General features: G+C 67.6%; 14 protein-coding genes. 8 read left to right on the plus strand and 6 right to left on the minus strand.

Annotated features, from left to right (window positions below):
* Positions 1 to 6: 6 nt before the first annotated feature.
* From secD to queA, 4 genes are all read right to left on the minus strand, one after another.
* On the minus strand, positions 7 to 1,878 hold the full coding sequence (secD, locus tag AB4Z48_RS23655) for a protein translocase subunit SecD (protein ID WP_441618434.1): 1,872 nt from the start codon (positions 1,876 to 1,878) through the stop codon (positions 7 to 9).
* Positions 1,879 to 2,129: 251 nt separating this feature from the next.
* Complete coding sequence (gene yajC / locus AB4Z48_RS23660) at positions 2,130 to 2,459, minus strand: preprotein translocase subunit YajC (RefSeq protein WP_006157582.1); 330 nt, start codon at positions 2,457 to 2,459, stop codon at positions 2,130 to 2,132.
* A gap of 193 nt (positions 2,460 to 2,652) precedes the next feature.
* Positions 2,653 to 3,783, minus strand: coding sequence for a tRNA guanosine(34) transglycosylase Tgt (gene tgt / locus AB4Z48_RS23665; protein WP_441618437.1), 1,131 nt, complete (start codon positions 3,781 to 3,783; stop codon positions 2,653 to 2,655).
* 41 nt (positions 3,784 to 3,824) lie between these two features.
* Positions 3,825 to 4,871: a tRNA preQ1(34) S-adenosylmethionine ribosyltransferase-isomerase QueA gene (gene queA, locus AB4Z48_RS23670; protein WP_441618718.1), complete on the minus strand. Its 1,047-nt coding sequence runs from the start codon at positions 4,869 to 4,871 to the stop codon at positions 3,825 to 3,827.
* Between the two features lie 228 nt (positions 4,872 to 5,099).
* Between queA and recG the strand changes: the two genes are divergently transcribed.
* The 6 genes from recG to ubiA all read left to right on the plus strand — a co-directional run bounded on the left by recG (position 5,100) and on the right by ubiA (position 12,118).
* A complete protein-coding gene (gene recG / locus AB4Z48_RS23675) occupies positions 5,100 to 7,304 on the plus strand; it encodes an ATP-dependent DNA helicase RecG (RefSeq protein ID WP_441618439.1) in 2,205 nt (734 codons plus the stop codon).
* A gap of 137 nt (positions 7,305 to 7,441) precedes the next feature.
* Complete coding sequence (locus AB4Z48_RS23680) at positions 7,442 to 8,395, plus strand: LysR substrate-binding domain-containing protein (RefSeq protein WP_441618441.1); 954 nt, start codon at positions 7,442 to 7,444, stop codon at positions 8,393 to 8,395.
* A gap of 421 nt (positions 8,396 to 8,816) precedes the next feature.
* The gene (locus AB4Z48_RS23685) at positions 8,817 to 10,262 is read left to right on the plus strand and encodes a catalase (protein WP_441618720.1); all 1,446 of its coding nucleotides are present in this window, start codon (positions 8,817 to 8,819) and stop codon (positions 10,260 to 10,262) included.
* A gap of 68 nt (positions 10,263 to 10,330) precedes the next feature.
* On the plus strand, positions 10,331 to 10,537 hold the full coding sequence (locus AB4Z48_RS23690; RefSeq protein WP_441618443.1) for a hypothetical protein: 207 nt from the start codon (positions 10,331 to 10,333) through the stop codon (positions 10,535 to 10,537).
* Between the two features lie 77 nt (positions 10,538 to 10,614).
* Entirely contained in the window at positions 10,615 to 11,100 is a 486-nt protein-coding gene (locus AB4Z48_RS23695) for a Dps family protein (protein ID WP_441618445.1), read from the plus strand.
* Positions 11,101 to 11,260: 160 nt separating this feature from the next.
* Positions 11,261 to 12,118, plus strand: a complete 858-nt coding sequence (gene ubiA / locus AB4Z48_RS23700; protein WP_441618447.1) for a 4-hydroxybenzoate octaprenyltransferase — start codon at positions 11,261 to 11,263, stop codon at positions 12,116 to 12,118.
* Between the two features lie 183 nt (positions 12,119 to 12,301).
* Here the strand turns inward: ubiA and proC are convergent, their stop codons facing one another.
* A complete protein-coding gene (proC, locus tag AB4Z48_RS23705) occupies positions 12,302 to 13,126 on the minus strand; it encodes a pyrroline-5-carboxylate reductase (protein ID WP_441618449.1) in 825 nt (274 codons plus the stop codon).
* Positions 13,127 to 13,172: 46 nt separating this feature from the next.
* Entirely contained in the window at positions 13,173 to 13,910 is a 738-nt protein-coding gene (locus AB4Z48_RS23710) for a YggS family pyridoxal phosphate-dependent enzyme (protein WP_441618451.1), read from the minus strand.
* 63 nt (positions 13,911 to 13,973) lie between these two features.
* Here AB4Z48_RS23710 and AB4Z48_RS23715 point away from each other — a divergent pair, with 63 nt between their 5' ends.
* The gene (locus AB4Z48_RS23715) at positions 13,974 to 15,017 is read left to right on the plus strand and encodes a type IV pilus twitching motility protein PilT (RefSeq protein WP_441618453.1); all 1,044 of its coding nucleotides are present in this window, start codon (positions 13,974 to 13,976) and stop codon (positions 15,015 to 15,017) included.
* A gap of 44 nt (positions 15,018 to 15,061) precedes the next feature.
* Positions 15,062 to 16,201, plus strand: a complete 1,140-nt coding sequence (locus AB4Z48_RS23720) for a PilT/PilU family type 4a pilus ATPase (protein ID WP_441618455.1) — start codon at positions 15,062 to 15,064, stop codon at positions 16,199 to 16,201.
* Positions 16,202 to 16,207 lie beyond the last annotated feature (6 nt).

Here is a 16,207-nt window from a genome sequence, read left to right on the forward strand (position 1 = left end):
CGATGCTTACTTGGTGACGGTGCCCTGGCTGTCCGAGCCCGGCTTCCAGATCTGGCCGATCGCCACGCTCTGCAGCTTCTTCTTGCGGCCGTACCAGAGGTTGACCAGGCCGCGGTTGAAGAACACCGCCGAGAACATCGAGGTCAGGATGCCCAGGCAGTGGACCACGGCAAAGCCGCGCACCGGGCCCGAACCGAAGGCCAGCAGCGCCAGGCCGGCGATCAGCGTGGTCACGTTCGAGTCAAGGATGGTGGCCCAGGCGCGGTCGAAGCCGGTGGCGATGGCGACCTGCGGCGAAGCGCCCGCGCGCAGCTCTTCGCGGATGCGCTCGTTGATCAGCACGTTGGCGTCGATGGCCATGCCCAGCACCAGCGCGATAGCGGCGATGCCCGGCAGGGTCAGCGTGGCCTGCAGCATCGACAGCACCGCCACCAGCAGCAGCAGGTTGATGGCCAGCGCGGCCACCGAGAACACGCCGAACAGCATGTAGTACAGCACCATGAAGATGGCGATGGCGCTGAAGCCGTAGGCCACCGAGTCAAAGCCCTTCTTGATGTTGTCCGCGCCCAGCGACGGGCCGATGGTGCGCTCTTCGATGATTTCCATCGGCGCGGCCAGCGAGCCGGCGCGCAGCAGCAGGGCCAGGTCGTTGGCGGCTTCGGTGGAGTACGAGCCGGTGATCTGGAAGCTCGAGCCCAGTTCGGACTGGATCGTCGCCACCGTCAGCACTTCGCCCTTGCCCTTCTCGAACAGCACGATGCCCATCGGCTTGCCGATGTTCTCGCGCGATACGTCGCGCAGCACGCGCCCGCCCTGGGCATCGAGCTTGATATTGACCGAGGGGCGCTGGTTGTGGTCGAAGCCCGCCGAGGCGCTCTCGATGCGGTCGCCGGTGAAGATGACCTGCTTCTTGAGCACCACCGGGGCGCCGTTGCCTTGCGTGAACAGCTCGCTGCCGAACGGGATCGGGTCGCCCGGGCGCGGCGCGCGCGGCGCGTCGGGATCGGCCAGGCGGGCTTCCAGCGTGGCGGTGCGGCCGATGATGTCCTTGGCCTTGGCGGTGTCCTGCACGCCAGGCAGCTGCACCACGATGCGGTCGGCGCCTTGCTGCTGGATCACCGGTTCGGCCACGCCGAGTTCGTTGACCCGGTTGTGCAGGGTGGTGATGTTCTGCTTGACCGCCGAGTCCTGCACGGCCTTGCGCGCGGCGTCGGTGAACACGCCGGAGATATTGTTGCCGTCCGGCGCGAAGGCCAGTTCGCGCAGGTTGTCGGCAAGGATGCCACGCGCCTTGGCAGCGTCGTCGGCATTGTTGAAGCGCACCGTCAGGCGCTCGCCGTCGCGGTCGATGCCGCCGTGGCGGATGCCCTTGTCGCGCAGCAGGGTGCGCGCGTCGCCGGCCAGGCTGTCGAGTTTCTTGTCGACCGCGCCCTTCATGTCCACCTGCAGCAGGAAGTGCACGCCGCCGCGCAGGTCCAGGCCCAGGTACATCGGCAGCGCGTGCATGGCGGTCAGCCAGCGCGGCGAGCCCGACAGCAGGTTCAGCGCCACCACATAGGTGGCGTCATTGGCATCCGGGTTGAGCGCGCGCGTCAGGACGTCCTTGGCCTTGAGCTGCTCGTCGGGCGTGCGAAAGCGTGCCTTGACCGAGCCGGACTGGCCGTTGACGTCGAAGAACATGCCGTCGGGCTGCAGGCTGTTCTGCGCCAGGATCTGCTCGATCTGCTTCTGCGTGGCCAGGTCGACCTTGACCGTGGCCTTGGCGGAGGAAACCTGCACGGCAGGCGCCTCGCCGAAGAAGTTCGGCAGCGTATAGGTGATGCCGATGGCCAGCGCCACCAGGATCACGAGGTATTTCCAAAGCGGATAACGATTCATCTTTGGCCAGTCGTTCTGCGGTTGGCGGGGCCGAGCGTACCGTTCGACGGTATCGTCAGCGGGAGATCGGCACCGCCGCACCGGTTGGCAAACAGCCGCCTGGCATCCACGGGCAACCCCGGGCTGGATCAGGCGGCTGCGGGGGCACGCGCGCTAAAGGCGTGCCGGGAAGGGCGAAATAAGCCGGCGAGAAGGCAGCGAAGCGGCAGCAGGGCGGCAGCGCAAAGGGCGCGCTGCCTGCGGCGCGATGCTCAGAGCGACTTCAGCGAGCCCTTGGGCAGCACGGTGGTCACGGCGCTCTTCTGCACGGTGATTTCGGTGCCGGCTGCGATCTCGACGGTCACGTACTGCTCGTTCACCTTGGTCACGCGGCCAAGGATGCCGCCGGCGGTGACGACTTCATCGTTCTTGGCCAGGGCTTCCAGCATTGCCTTCGATTCCTTCTGGCGCTTCATCTGCGGGCGGATCATGATGAACCACAGCACCGCGAACATCAGGATGATGGGCAGGAAACTCATCAGGCCACCCGCCGCGCCACCGGTTACACCGGCAGTCTGGGCAAATGCGTTAGAAATCAGCACGTCGCTTCTCCGTCACAAAGTCAATCAGTTAGTCGATCATTCTACCACCCGCTTGCAACCGCATTGCACGCCCGATCGGGGCATTTGCAGGGGTTTACGGGTTTGTTCGGGGCGCCTTGCGAGCCGCCTGGACACGCCGGACCCCGCTGTTCGACCGCCGCCCGGCGGAAAGTTCACGGGACCCGGGTGGCCTCTACTGCGCTCCGCGCGCGCGGTCCGCGGCAAAGCGCGCCCGGAAGGCTTCGAAGCGGTGCTGCTCGATGGCCTCGCGCATCTCTGCCATCAGCTGCAGGTAGTAGTGCAGGTTGTGGATGGTGTTCAGGCGCGCGCCCAGGATCTCGCCGACGCGGTGCAGGTGATGCAGGTAGGCGCGCGAGAAATTGCGGCAGGTATAGCAGCCGCAGCTTTCGTCCAGCGGGCGGGTGTCGCTGCGGTGGACCGCGTTCTTGATCTTGACGTCGCCGAAGCGCGTGAACAGCCAGCCGTTGCGGGCATTGCGGGTCGGCATCACGCAGTCGAACATGTCGACGCCGGCGGCCACGCCCGCCACCAGGTCCTCGGGCGTGCCCACGCCCATCAGGTAATGCGGCTTGTGCGCCGGCAGGCGCGGCGCCACGTGCTCCAGCACCCGCATCATGTCTTCCTTGGGCTCGCCCACCGACAGCCCGCCGATGGCGTAGCCGTGGAAGTCCAGCTCGGACAGGCCGGCGAGCGACTCGTCGCGCAGGTCCTCGAACATGCCGCCCTGGACGATGCCGAACAGCGCGTTGGGGTTGGCCAGGCGGTTGAATTCGTCGATCGAGCGCTTGGCCCAGCGCAGGCTCATGCGCATCGAGGTGGCCGCCTCGGCGTGCGTGGCCGGGCGGTTGTCGATCTCGTACGGCGTGCACTCGTCGAACTGCATGACGATGTCGGAATTCAGCGTGCGCTGGATCTGCATCGAGATCTCGGGCGAGAGGAACAGCTTGTCGCCGTTGACGGGCGAGGCGAAGGTCACGCCATCCTCGGTGATCTTGCGCAGCGCGCCCAGCGAGAACACTTGGAAGCCGCCCGAATCGGTCAGGATCGGCTTGTCCCAGCCCATGAAGCGGTGCAGGCCGCCGTGGCTCTCGACCACTTCCAGGCCGGGGCGCAGCCACAGGTGGAAGGTGTTGCCCAGGATGATCTGCGAGCCGATCTCGTTGAGCTCGAGCGGCGACATCGCCTTGACCGAGCCGTAGGTGCCGACCGGCATGAAGATCGGGGTCTCGACCACGCCGTGGTTGAGGGTGACGCGGCCGCGGCGGGCGTTGCCGTCGGTGGTGAGCAGTTCGAAGTCGAGCATGGCGGGTATCTTGGAAGCGGTTTCTGGCTGGCGCGGCGCGCTCAGGGCTGCGGCTGGCGCGTGAGCAGCATGGCGTCGCCGTAGCTGAAGAAGCGGTAGCGCTGTTCCACCGCATGGCGGTAGGCGGCGCGGATGGGCTCCACGCCGGCCAGCGCCGATACCAGCATCAGCAGGGTCGACTTGGGCAGGTGGAAGTTGGTGATGAGCGCGTCGACCACGCGGAAGCGGTAGCCGGGCGTGATGAAGATGTCGGTATCGCCGCGGCCGGCGGCCAGCGTGCCGTCGGCCGCGCCGGCCGATTCCAGCGCGCGCAGCGAGGTGGTGCCGACCGCGATCACCCGGCCGCCGGCGGCGCGCGTGTCGCGCACGGCCTGGGCCAGTTCCCCGGAGATCTCGTACCACTCGGCGTGCATCTTGTGCTCGGCCAGGTTCTCGGTGCGCACCGGCTGGAAGGTGCCGGCGCCCACGTGCAAGGTCAGGAAGCCGCGCCGCACGCCGAGCGCATCGAGCCGCGCGAACAGGGCGTCGTCGAAATGCAGGCCGGCGGTGGGCGCGGCCACGGCGCCGGGATTGCGCGCGTAGACGGTCTGGTAGCGGGTTTCGTCGTAGGCGTCGGGGTCGTGGGTGATATAGGGCGGCAGCGGCAGGCGGCCGTACTGCTCGATCAGGTCCAGCGCCGGCGCGGGGAAGCGCAGCGTGAAGAACTGGTCCACGCGCGGGCCCACGGTGACCTCGAAGGCATCCGCCAGGCGGATCCGGCTGCCCTCGGGCGGCGTCTTGGACGCGCGCACCTGGGCCAGCACGGTATCGGTGTCCAGCACGCGCTCGACCAGCACCTCGACCTTGCCGCCGCTGCCCTTCTGGCCGAAAAAGCGTGCCTTGATCACGCGCGTGTCGTTGAACACCAGCAGGTCGGACGGGCGCAGGTAGTCCGCCACATCGGCAAAGACGCGGTCCGCCATGCGCGTGACACCCGTCTGCGCCTCGGTCTCCACCACCAGCAGCCGGCTGGCGGCGCGCTCGGGCAGGGCGGTCTGCGCGATCAGTTCTGGCGGGAGCGGGAAATCGAAATCGGACAACGTCAGCATCATGGGGGGCAAAAACGGCAGCGGGCCGCGCAGTGGCGCGGCCGGCATAGGTACAATCGGCGAATCCGGTATTGTAAGGCTTGGGGCGGCAGCGCCGCCCGGGCGCGCATGATATCGCCTATTTGCCGGTCCTTCGCGGCCCCTCGCGGCCCCTGGCGACCGCTTGCGTCACCCTGCCGCGGCAGGTATCCGACACCACACGCTTACTCGCCACAACACTGCCGCCCGATGCCAGGAACCGCTCCCGACCCGATCCAGGAAACCGCCGACAGCCCGGCGCCGGCCGCGGGCAAGCCGGCGCGCCCCGGCAAGGCCGCGGCGGCCAAGGGCGGCGCGGCGGGCAAGCCATCCTCGGCCATGGCGCGCCTGCACAAGCTCGGCCTCAAGCGCGATGTCGACCTGGTGCTGCACCTGCCCATGCGCTACGAGGACGAGACCTCGCTGCAGCCGATCGCCGAGGCGATCCGGCGCGCCGGGCTGGGCCTGACGGCGCAGGTCGAGGGCGTGGTCGCCTCCAACGAGGTCACCTTCCGCCCGCGCCGCCAGATGGTGGTGAAGATCGCCGACGACAGCGGCGAGCTGACGCTGCGCTTCCTGAATTTCTACGGCAACCAGGCCCAGCAGATGGCCGAGGGCGCCAGCCTGCGCGTGCGCGGCGAGGTGCGCGGCGGCTTCTTCGGCGCGGAGATGGTGCACCCCACGGTGCGCACGGTAGCGCCCGGCGAGCCGCTGCCGGACCGCCTCACGCCGGTCTATCCGAGCACCGCCGGCATTCCGCAGACCTACCTGCGCAAAGCCATCGGCGGCGCGCTGGGGCGCACGCCGCTGCCCGAGACCCTGCCGCACCCGGTGCTGCAAGGACCCCTGGCCCAGCTCAAGCTGCGGCCGCTGCCGGAGTGCCTGCGCCTGCTGCACGCGCCGCCGCAGGAGGTGGACGAAGCCGCGCTGACCGAGCGTTCGCACCCCGCCTGGCAGCGCATCAAGTTCGACGAGCTGCTGGCCCAGCAGCTTTCGCTCAAGCGTTCGCAGGCCGCGCGGCGCGACAAGAGCGCGCCGCCCATGCCGCGCCGCGCCGGCGGGCTGCTGACGGGCTTCCTGGCCGCGCTGCCGTTCAAGCTCACCGGCGCGCAGCAGCGCGTGGTCGAGGAAATCGCCACCGACATGGGCGCGCCGCACCCGATGCACCGCCTGCTGCAGGGCGACGTCGGCAGCGGCAAGACCATCGTCGCCGCACTGGCGGCCTGCCAGGCCATCGATGCCGGCTACCAGGCCGCGCTGATGGCGCCTACCGAAATCCTGGCCGAGCAGCACTTCCGCAAGCTCTCCGCCTGGCTGGAGCCGCTCGGCGTGACGGTGGTATGGCTGGCCGGCAGCCTCAAGGCGCGCGCCAAGCGCGAGGCCGCGGCGCGGGTCGAATCGGGCGAGGCCAGGCTGGTCATCGGCACCCACGCCCTGATCCAGGACAGCGTGAAATTCGCGCGGCTGGGCTTGTCGGTGGTGGACGAGCAGCACCGCTTCGGCGTGGCGCAGCGGCTGGCGCTGCGCGGCAAGGCCGACGCCGATGGCGGCGAGGCCGTGCCGGCCGCACGCGGCGGCGCGCCCGCCGAAACCGTGCCGCACCAGCTGATGATGTCGGCCACGCCGATCCCGCGCACGCTGGCCATGACCTACTACGCCGATCTCGACGTTTCGGTGATCGATGAACTGCCGCCCGGGCGCAGCCCGGTGGTCACGCGGCTGGTCAACGATGCGCGCCGCGACGAGGTGATCGAGCGCGTGCATCATGCCGCCGCCGACGGCCGCCAGATCTACTGGGTCTGCCCGCTGATCGAGGAGAGCGAGGCGCTGCAGCTGCAGACTGCCGTGGAGACCTACGAAACCCTGGTCGCGGCGCTGCCCGAGCTCAAGGTGGGGCTGGTGCATGGCCGGCTGCCGCCGGCGGAGAAGGCCGCGGTGATGGGCGATTTCATCGCCAACCGGCTGCAAGTGCTGGTCGCCACCACGGTGATCGAGGTCGGGGTGGACGTGCCCAACGCCTCGCTGATGGTGATCGAGCATGCCGAGCGCTTCGGCCTGGCGCAGCTGCACCAGTTGCGCGGCCGGGTCGGGCGGGGGAGTGCGGAATCGGTCTGCCTGCTGATGTACCAGGCGCCGCTGTCGCCCACGGCGAAGGAGCGCCTGGCCACCATGCGCGAGACCACGGATGGCTTCGAGATCGCCCGGCGCGACCTGCAGATCCGCGGCCCCGGCGAGTTCCTCGGCGCGCGCCAGTCCGGCGAGGCGATGCTGCGCTTCGCCGACCTGGAAACCGATGCCTGGCTGGTCGACTACGCGCAGGAGGCTGCCGAACTGATGCTGGCGCGCTACCCCGAAGCCGTGGAGGCGCACCTGCTGCGCTGGCTCGGCGGGCGCGAGCATTTCCTCAAGGCTTGAGGCCTCCGGCGGCGACAAGTGCCGCAGCCTGCACGTCATGTTCCGGGCCGGGGTATCGTGCGCGCCGCATTGATCCTGGCTCTGACAGAACCGTGAATCGAAGGTAAAATCTATCGCCTAACGGGAATTGATAAGTCATGACGCTCACCGAACTCAAGTACATCGTCGCCGTGGCGCGTGAGCGCCATTTCGGCCGGGCCGCGGAAGCCTGCTTCGTATCGCAGCCGACCTTGTCGGTCGCCATCAAGAAGCTGGAAGACGAGCTCAATGTGCAGATTTTCGAGCGCGGGACCTCCGAGGTCTCGGTGACGCCCATCGGCGAGCAGATCGTGGCGCAGGCCCAGCGCGTGCTGGAGCAGACCATGGCCATCCGCGAGATCGCCAAGCAGGGCAAGGACCCGCTGGCCGGGCCGCTGCGCCTGGGGGTGATCTACACGATCGGGCCCTACCTGCTGCCTTCGCTGGTCAAGGAAATGATCCAGACCGTGCCGCAGATGCCGCTGATGCTGCAGGAGAACTACACGGTCAAGCTGATCGAGCTGCTCAAGCAGGGCGAGATCGACTGCGCCATCATGGCCGAGCCGTTCGCCGATTCCGGCCTGACCGTGCAGCCCCTGTACGACGAACCCTTCGTGGTGGCGGTGCCGCGCGGGCACCAGCTGGAATCGGCCGGCAAGGTCGATCCCGACGAGCTCAAGCAGCAGACCATGCTGCTGCTGGGTAGCGGCCATTGCTTCCGCGACCAGGTGCTGGGCGTATGCCCGGAGCTGTCGCGCTTCTCGCAGGCGGCCGACGGCATCCAGAAGACCTTCGAGGGCTCCTCGCTGGAAACCATCCGTCACATGGTGGCCAGCGGTGTCGGCATCACCGTGCTGCCGCGCACCTCGGTCGCCGACCTGAGGCCGGGCAAGAACGACCTGCTGGCCTATGTGCCGTTCACCGACCCCGTGCCCGACCGGCGCGTGGTGCTGGCCTGGCGCAAGAGCTTTACGCGCCTTCCCGCCATGGAGGCGCTGCGCCGCGCCGTGGCCGCGTGCGCGCTGCCTGGCGTCAGCATGCTGGCCGCCAAGGAGCTGGCCGAGGCCGCCTGAGCGGCCTGTCCTTCCGGGCGGGTGGTCCTGCCCGCCTGTCCTGCCCCTCCTGCCCCTCCTTTCCCTCCCTCCATCCCCCTTCTATTTCCCGCGCATTCCCTGCGTGCGCTGGCCGAACCTGCCGGCCGACATAGGTGACGTCTATTTCATAGTTAGAAATTATTAAATTCCAAACTTGATAGATCGACCTTAGACTTCCTGCATCGACACATTACGTGCCGGTCACTCAGAGGAGTCCTGGATGGAAGGCATCCGATCCACCACAACGGGCAGCATCCTGCGCGCGCTGGCAGGCTGCGTGGCCGATTGCCTTGCCTGTTGCGCCGCGGTGTACTGAAATTAGCCAGCGGCCATGCAGAGCCCGCCCCAGCCAGGATTCCAGATCACCCAATCACCCGATCACCCACAAGAAGAGGGCATGATGAGCAAGGACAAGGATGTTCTCACCACTGGCGCGGGCGCGCCGGTTGCCGACAACCAGAACTCGTTGACCGCGGGCCCGCGCGGTCCCATGTTGCTGCAGGATGTGTGGTTCCTCGAGAAACTCGCGCACTTCGACCGCGAGGTCATTCCCGAGCGGCGCGTGCACGCCAAGGGCTCCGGTGCCCACGGTACCTTCACCGTCACGCACGACATCAGCAAGTACAGCAAGGCCTCGGTATTCGCCCAGACAGGCAAGCAGACGCCGATCTTCATCCGCTTTTCCACCGTGGCCGGCGAGCGCGGCGCGGCCGACGCCGAGCGCGACGTGCGCGGCTTCTCGATCAAGTTCTACACGGACGAAGGCAACTGGGACGTGGTGGGCAACAACACGCCGGTGTTCTTCGTGCGCGACCCGCTCAAGTTCCCCGACTTCATCCATACGCAGAAACGCAACCCGCGCACCAACCTGCGCGACCCGATCGCCGTGTGGGACTTCTGGTCGCGCCATCCGGAGTCGCTGCACCAGGTCACCATCCTGATGAGCGACCGCGGCCTGCCGCAGAACTATCGCCAGATCCACGGCTTCGGCTCGCACACGTATTCGTTCATCAACGCCGCGAACGAGCGCTTCTGGGTCAAGTTCCACTTCAAGTCGGCGCAGGGCATCGCCAACTGGACCAATGAAGAGGCGGCCAAGGTAGTCGCGGGCGATCGCGAGAGCGCGCAGCGCGACCTGTTCGAGAACATCGAGCGCGGCAACTTCCCGCGCTGGAACGTGCGCGTGCAGGTCATGCCGGAGGCCGACGCCGCCAAGTACCACCTCAACCCGTTCGATCTCACCAAGGTGTGGCCGCACAAGGACTACCCGCTGATCGACGTCGGCGTGCTGGAGCTCAACCGCAACCCGGACAACTACTTCGCCGAAGTGGAGCAGGTGGCGATGAATCCCGCCAACGTGGTGCCCGGCATCAGCTTCTCGCCCGACAAGATGCTGCAGGGCCGGCTGTTCTCGTACGGTGACACGCAGCGCTATCGCCTGGGCGTGAACCACAACCAGATCCCGGTCAACGCGCCGCGCAACCCGTCGGTCAACAGCTTCCACCGCGACGGCGCGATGCGGGTGGACGGCAACCAGGGCGCCAAGATCAACTACGAGCCGAACCGCCAGGGCGCCTATGCCGCCAGCGAGCGCGCGGCCGAGCCGCCGCTGGCCGTGGGCGGGGACGCGGACCGCTTCGACCACCGCGAGGACAGCGACTACTACAGCCAGCCAGGTGCCCTGTTCCGCCTGTTCGACGAGGCGCAGCGCCAGCGCCTGTATTCGAATATCGCGGCCGCGATGCGGGGCGTGCCCGAAGAGATCGTGCGCGTGCAGCTGGAGCACTTCGCCAAGGCCGATCCGGCCTACGCGGAAGGCGTCAGGCGCGCACTCGACCTGAAGTAAACCGCGTCCGCGCCGGCGCCCCGGATGGCGCCGGCGCAGCGCGGCAACCCAAGGCAAGGAGGACCATCATGGCCATGATCGATATGTTCGTCAGCGAGCTGCAGCAACTGCGGCATGATGCGCACGACCGCGCCGGCCACGCCGATGCCGCGCGCCTGCAACGCAAGCTGTGGCGCAAGGAAATCGGCATGGCGGTGATCGCGCTGGGCGCGGCCGCGGTGCTCTTCAATGCCGCGCGGGGTTTGCTGGCCGGTTTGTCGGCCTTCGGCGGGTGATGCGATAATGTGCGGGTTGTGCCGCGTTGCATGGCGCGGCAGTTATCGTGGCCACCCCAGATTGGAGCGTACCTATCATGGCAAAGAAGAATGAGATGAGCGTGAACATCGGCATTTCCGACAAAGAGCGCAAGAAAATCGCGGAAGGCCTCTCGAAGCTGCTGGCGGATACCTACACGCTCTATCTCAAGACCCATAACTTTCACTGGAACGTGACGGGTCCGATGTTCAACACGCTGCACCTGATGTTCGAGGCGCAGTACACCGAGCTGGCGCTGGCCGTGGACTCCATCGCGGAGCGCATCCGCGCGCTGGGCTACCCGGCACCGGGCACCTACAAGGAGTACGCCCGCCTGTCGTCGATCGCCGAGGAAGAGGGCGTGCCCGAAGCCACCGACATGATCCGCAAGCTGGTCGAAGGCCAGGAAGCCGTGGTGCGCACCGCGCGCTCGCTGTTCCCGGTGATCGACGCGGCCGGCGACGAACCCTCGGCCGACCTGCTGACCCAGCGCATGCAGACGCACGAAAAGACCGCATGGATGCTGCGCTCGATGCTGGCCTGAGCGCCGTCCCGGTGTCGTGCGCGCGCCCCTCCGGCGCCAGCTGACGGCACCGTGCCCCGCGCGCCGCGCCCTGACCGGGTCGCGGCGCGTTTCCGTTTCATGTCCCGCTGTCCGGGACCCCGCATTCCCCTGTCCGCAGTCCGCATCGCGGGCCTCTGCCATGTTCGAACGCCTCGCCCTGTACGCGCGCCTCGTGCGCATCGACAAGCCCATCGGCACGCTGCTGCTGCTCTGGCCCACGCTATGGGCGCTCTGGATGGCCGCGGGCGGCCCGCCGGCGTGGAGCCTGTTCTGGATCTTTTTCGCCGGCACCTTCCTGATGCGCTCCGCCGGCTGCGCCATGAACGACTGGGCCGACCGCGACTTCGACAAGCACGTCAAGCGCACCAGGGAGCGTCCGCTCACGGCCGGCAAGATCAAGGCGTGGGAAGCCATCGCGGTGGCGGTGGTGCTGGCCTTGCTGGCTTTCATGCTGATCCTGCCGCTCAATGCGCTGACCAAGTGGCTGGCGGTGGCGGCCGCCTTTATCGCGGCCACCTATCCCTTCTTCAAGCGCTTCTTCGCCATCCCGCAGGCCTATCTCGGCATTGCCTTCGGCTTCGGCATCCCGATGGCGTTCGCCGCCGTGCAGGGCGAGGTGCCCGCGGCGGCGTGGATCATGCTGCTGGCCAATGTGTTCTGGGCCGTCGCCTACGACACCGCGTATGCGATGGTGGACCGCGACGATGACCTGCTGCTCGGCATGAAGACCTCGGCGATCACCTTCGGCCGCTACGACGTGGCTGCCATCATGCTGTGCTACGCGGCCTTTCTCGGCCTGATGGGATGGGCGGGCGCGCGGTTCGGGCTCGGCTGGCCCTACTGGGCGGGCCTGGCGGCCGCGGCCGGCTGCGCGGTCTATCACTACACGCTGATCCGCGGCCGGGACCGCATGCAGTGCTTTGCCGCGTTCCGGCACAACAACTGGCTGGGCGCGTGCGTGTTCGCCGGGACGGCGGTGGCCTACGCGATTCGTTGAAGGCGTGGCCTGGCCGGGCCTTCGAGCGGCGCATATCCCGATGGTTTGCTCCCCTCTCCCGCCTGCGGGAGAGGGCGCCAGGGCAGCGGGTGCCAGGACGGCGGGCACCAGGACAGCGGGCAGCGCCGCCGGTGCGGGCGCATCTCGCCGGCTTCGTTTCGGCTCCGGGGGCTATGCTCCCGTTCAGTCCTTGCCGAACTCCGCGCCCATTTCGGTGGCGCGTGCCGCCGCCGCATGCATGGCCTTCACGAAGGACTCGCCGATGCCGGCGTCCTGCATTGCGGTGAGCGCCGCGTAGGTCGTGCCGCCCTTCGATGTCACGCGCTCGCGCAGCAGGCTGACCGGCTCGTCCGACTGCGCCGCCAGCGCGGCGGCGCCGCGGAAGGTCTCCACCGCCAGCGCACGCCCCTGCTCGGGCGTCAGGCCGAGTTCGGCGGCCGCCTTTTCCATCGCCTCGATGAAATAGAAGACATAGGCCGGGCCGCTGCCGGAAATCGCCGTGACGGCGTCGATCCGGGCGTCGTCCGCCACCCATTCGCATTTGCCCACCGCACTGGCCAGCGCGCCGGCGATCTCGCGGTCGCGTTCGCCCAGCCCGGGTGCCGCGGCCAGGCCGGTCATGCCCATGCCGGCCAGCGCCGGGGTGTTCGGCATGGCGCGCACCAGGCGCTGGTGGCCGCCGAACCAGCGCTGCATGTCGGACAGGCGGATGCCGGCGGCCACGCTGACGATCAGGTTGTCGGCGAGATGCGGCGCCAGCGATGCCGCCGCTGCGTGGAACTGCTGCGGCTTGACCGCGAGCACCAGTACGTCGCTGGCGCCGAAGGCGGCGTCGGGCGTGCCGGACGCATGCACGCCGTGGTCGCGCCGCAGGCGCGCCTGGGCATCCTCGAAGGGATCGACCACGCGGATCGAGCTGGCGGGTACGCCGCGGGCGATCAGGCCGCCGATCAGGGCAGTCGCCATATTGCCGCCGCCGAGGAAGCCGAAGGTGAGGGTGTCGAGCATGGGTTTTCTTTGTCTCTTGCTGGAGTTCGTTTTGGGGAGCGCGCGGTCAGCCGTGCGCGACGGGGGCCGCATGGCCGGTTCCGGCCGCCGCGCCATAGTCGCGCGCGCCGAAGATGGCGGTACCGATGCGCACGATGGTGGCCCCTTCGGCGATGGCGGCGTCCATGTCGGCGGACATGCCCATCGACAGGGTGTCCAGGTCCAGGCCCTGCGCGCGCAACTCGCCCAGCAGCGCGCGCATGGCGGCGAACGGACGGCGCTGCGCGGCCATGTCGCCGGCCGGTTCGGGAATTGCCATCAGCCCGCGCAGCCGCAGCCCGGGCAGTGCGGCCACGGCGTGCGCCAGCGCGGGCGCTTCTGCCGGCGTCACGCCGCTTTTGCTGGCTTCGCCGCTGATATTGACCTGCAGGCAGACCTGCAGCGGCGGCAGCGCGGCCGGACGCTGCGCCGACAGGCGCTCGGCGATGCGCAGGCGGTCGATGGCATGGACCCAGTCGAAATGCTCGGCCACGATGCGTGTCTTGTTGCTTTGCAGGGGGCCGATGAAGTGCCAGCAGATGGCGTCGCGCAGGGCGGCCAGCCGGGCGATCTTGTCCACGCCTTCCTGCACGTAGTTCTCGCCGAAGGCGCGCTGGCCGGCGTCGAAGGCGTCCTGCACGGCGGCGGCGGGGAAGGTCTTGGAAACCGCCAGGAGGCTGACGTCACCGTCCGCCCGTCCGGCCTGTTGTGCGGCTGCCGCGACGCGCCGGTGCACGGCTTGCAAGTTGGCGGCGATTACAGACATAATCCGGCGAACATATCAAGAAGTACAACAAAGTACGACAAAAATAGGGTGGGGTCATTATAGATGGACATCGCGCAGCTATTGGCTTTCGCCGTCAAGAACAAGGCGTCCGATCTCCATCTCTCGGCAGACATGCCGCCGATGGTACGTATCCACGGCGACATGCGCCGCATCAACGTGGCCGCAATGGCGCACAAGGATGTCCACGCCATGGTGTACGACATCATGGGCGACACCCAGCGCAAGCAATATGAAGAACGCCTGGAGATCGACTTCTCGTTCGAGATTTCCGGCCTTTCCCGCTTCCGGGTCAACGCGTACAACACGCAGCGCGGCGCGGCCGCGGTGTTCCGGACCATTCCTTCCAAGGTACTGACGCTCGAGGACCTCAAGACGCCGGCGGTGTTCGCCGACCTGTGCATGAAGCCGCGCGGCCTGGTGCTGGTGACCGGGCCCACCGGCTCGGGCAAGTCCACCACGCTGGCGGCGATGGTGGACCACCGCAACGATCACGACATGGGCCACATCCTCACGGTGGAAGACCCGATCGAATTCGTGCACACCTCGAAGAAGAGCCTGATCAACCAGCGCGAACTGGGGCCGCACACGCACTCGTTCGCCAACGCGCTGCGCTCGGCCCTGCGCGAAGACCCGGACGTGGTGCTGGTGGGTGAGTTGCGCGACCTGGAAACCATTCGCCTGGCGCTGACCGCCGCGGAAACCGGTCACCTGGTGTTCGCCACGCTGCACACCAGCTCCGCGGCCAAGACCATCGACCGTGTGGTCGACGTGTTCCCGCCGGAGGAAAAGGACATGGTGCGCACCATGTTGTCCGAATCGCTCGAGGCGGTGATTTCGCAGACGCTGCTCAAGACGCGCGACGGCAACGGCCGTACCGCCGCGCATGAGATCATGATCGCCACGCCGGCCATCCGCCACCTGATCCGCGAGAACAAGATCGCGCAGATGTACTCGATGATGCAGACCAGCAGCGGGCTGGGCATGCAGACGCTGGACCAGTGCCTGTCGGACCTGATCAAGCGCGGCGTGATCGGCTACAACGACGCGCGCGCCATCGCCAAGAATCCCGACTCCTTCGCGGGCTGAGGCCCACCGCGGAACCAACACCGCACCCGAACCAGGTGACCGCCATGCTCGACCGCGAATCCGCTGCCAAGTACATCAATGACCTGCTCGAGCTGATGGTGAACAACCGCGGCTCGGACCTCTTCATCACCGCCGATTTCCCGCCGGCCATCAAGGTCGACGGCAAGATCACGCCGGTTTCGCAGCAGCCGCTGATCCCGGCCCAGGCCCTGGGCCTGGTGCGCTCGATCATGAACGAGCGCCAGACCACCGAGTTCGACGGCAGCCGCGAATGCAATTTCGCCATCTCGGTGCCCAACGCCGGGCGCTTCCGCGTCTCCGCCTTCATCCAGCAGGGCAAGGCCGGCATGGTGGTACGGACCATCAACACGCGCATCCCGTCGGTGGGCGATCTCGACCTGCCGCAGACACTGCACGAAATCGTGATGGCCAAGCGCGGCCTGGTGATCGTCACCGGCGCCACCGGCTCGGGCAAGTCGACCTCGCTGGCGGCCATGCTCGATCACCGCAACGCGCATTCGTACGGGCATATCATTACCATCGAGGACCCGATCGAATACGTGCACGCGCACCAGAACTGCATCGTCACGCAGCGCGAGGTGGGCATCGATACGGATTCCTGGCACATTGCGCTGAAGAACACGCTGCGCCAGGCGCCCGACGTGATCCTGATCGGCGAGATCCGCGACCGCGAGACCATGGAGTACGCCATGCAGTACGCCGAGACCGGCCACCTGTGCCTGGCCACGCTGCACGCCAACAACGCCAACCAGGCCATCGACCGTATCGTCAACTTCTTCCCCGAGGAAAAGCGCCAGCAGTTGCTGATCGACCTGTCGCTCAACCTGAAGGCGATGATCTCGCAGCGCCTGCTGCCGCGCCAGGGCCAGAAGGGCCGGGTGCCGGCGGTGGAAATCATGATCGGCACGCCGCTGGTGGCCGACCTGATCTTCAAGGGCGAGATCCATGCGCTCAAGGAGGTCATCAAGAAATCGCGCGAGCAAGGCATGGTTTCGTTCGACCAGGCGCTGTTCGATCTCTACGAGTCCGGCAAGATCAGCTACGAAGATGCGCTGAAGAATGCCGACTCGCTCAACGACCTGCGGCTGATGATCAAGCTGCACGGCAGCCGGGCCCGCGAGAGCGACCTTGGCGCCGGCACCGAACATCTCAACGTGATCTGACCTGCC

The sequence above is a fragment of the Cupriavidus sp. 2TAF22 genome (genome assembly GCF_052115045.1).
Classification (GTDB): domain Bacteria; phylum Pseudomonadota; class Gammaproteobacteria; order Burkholderiales; family Burkholderiaceae; genus Cupriavidus.

What these genes read in the sequence shown, in the direction of transcription:
- secD (WP_441618434.1), bottom strand. Translation starts at nt 1,878, where the DNA reads ATGAATCGTTATCCGCTTTGGAAATACCTCGTGATCCTGGTGGCGCTG.
- tgt (WP_441618437.1), bottom strand. Translation starts at nt 3,783, where the DNA reads ATGCTCGACTTCGAACTGCTCACCACCGACGGCAACGCCCGCCGCGGC.
- queA (WP_441618718.1), bottom strand. Translation starts at nt 4,871, where the DNA reads ATGCTGACGTTGTCCGATTTCGATTTCCCGCTCCCGCCAGAACTGATC.
- recG (WP_441618439.1), top strand. Translation starts at nt 5,100, where the DNA reads ATGCCAGGAACCGCTCCCGACCCGATCCAGGAAACCGCCGACAGCCCG.
- AB4Z48_RS23680 (WP_441618441.1), top strand. Translation starts at nt 7,442, where the DNA reads ATGACGCTCACCGAACTCAAGTACATCGTCGCCGTGGCGCGTGAGCGC.
- AB4Z48_RS23685 (WP_441618720.1), top strand. Translation starts at nt 8,817, where the DNA reads ATGAGCAAGGACAAGGATGTTCTCACCACTGGCGCGGGCGCGCCGGTT.
- AB4Z48_RS23690 (WP_441618443.1), top strand. Translation starts at nt 10,331, where the DNA reads ATGGCCATGATCGATATGTTCGTCAGCGAGCTGCAGCAACTGCGGCAT.
- AB4Z48_RS23695 (WP_441618445.1), top strand. Translation starts at nt 10,615, where the DNA reads ATGGCAAAGAAGAATGAGATGAGCGTGAACATCGGCATTTCCGACAAA.
- ubiA (WP_441618447.1), top strand. Translation starts at nt 11,261, where the DNA reads ATGTTCGAACGCCTCGCCCTGTACGCGCGCCTCGTGCGCATCGACAAG.
- proC (WP_441618449.1), bottom strand. Translation starts at nt 13,126, where the DNA reads ATGCTCGACACCCTCACCTTCGGCTTCCTCGGCGGCGGCAATATGGCG.
- AB4Z48_RS23710 (WP_441618451.1), bottom strand. Translation starts at nt 13,910, where the DNA reads ATGTCTGTAATCGCCGCCAACTTGCAAGCCGTGCACCGGCGCGTCGCG.
- AB4Z48_RS23715 (WP_441618453.1), top strand. Translation starts at nt 13,974, where the DNA reads ATGGACATCGCGCAGCTATTGGCTTTCGCCGTCAAGAACAAGGCGTCC.
- AB4Z48_RS23720 (WP_441618455.1), top strand. Translation starts at nt 15,062, where the DNA reads ATGCTCGACCGCGAATCCGCTGCCAAGTACATCAATGACCTGCTCGAG.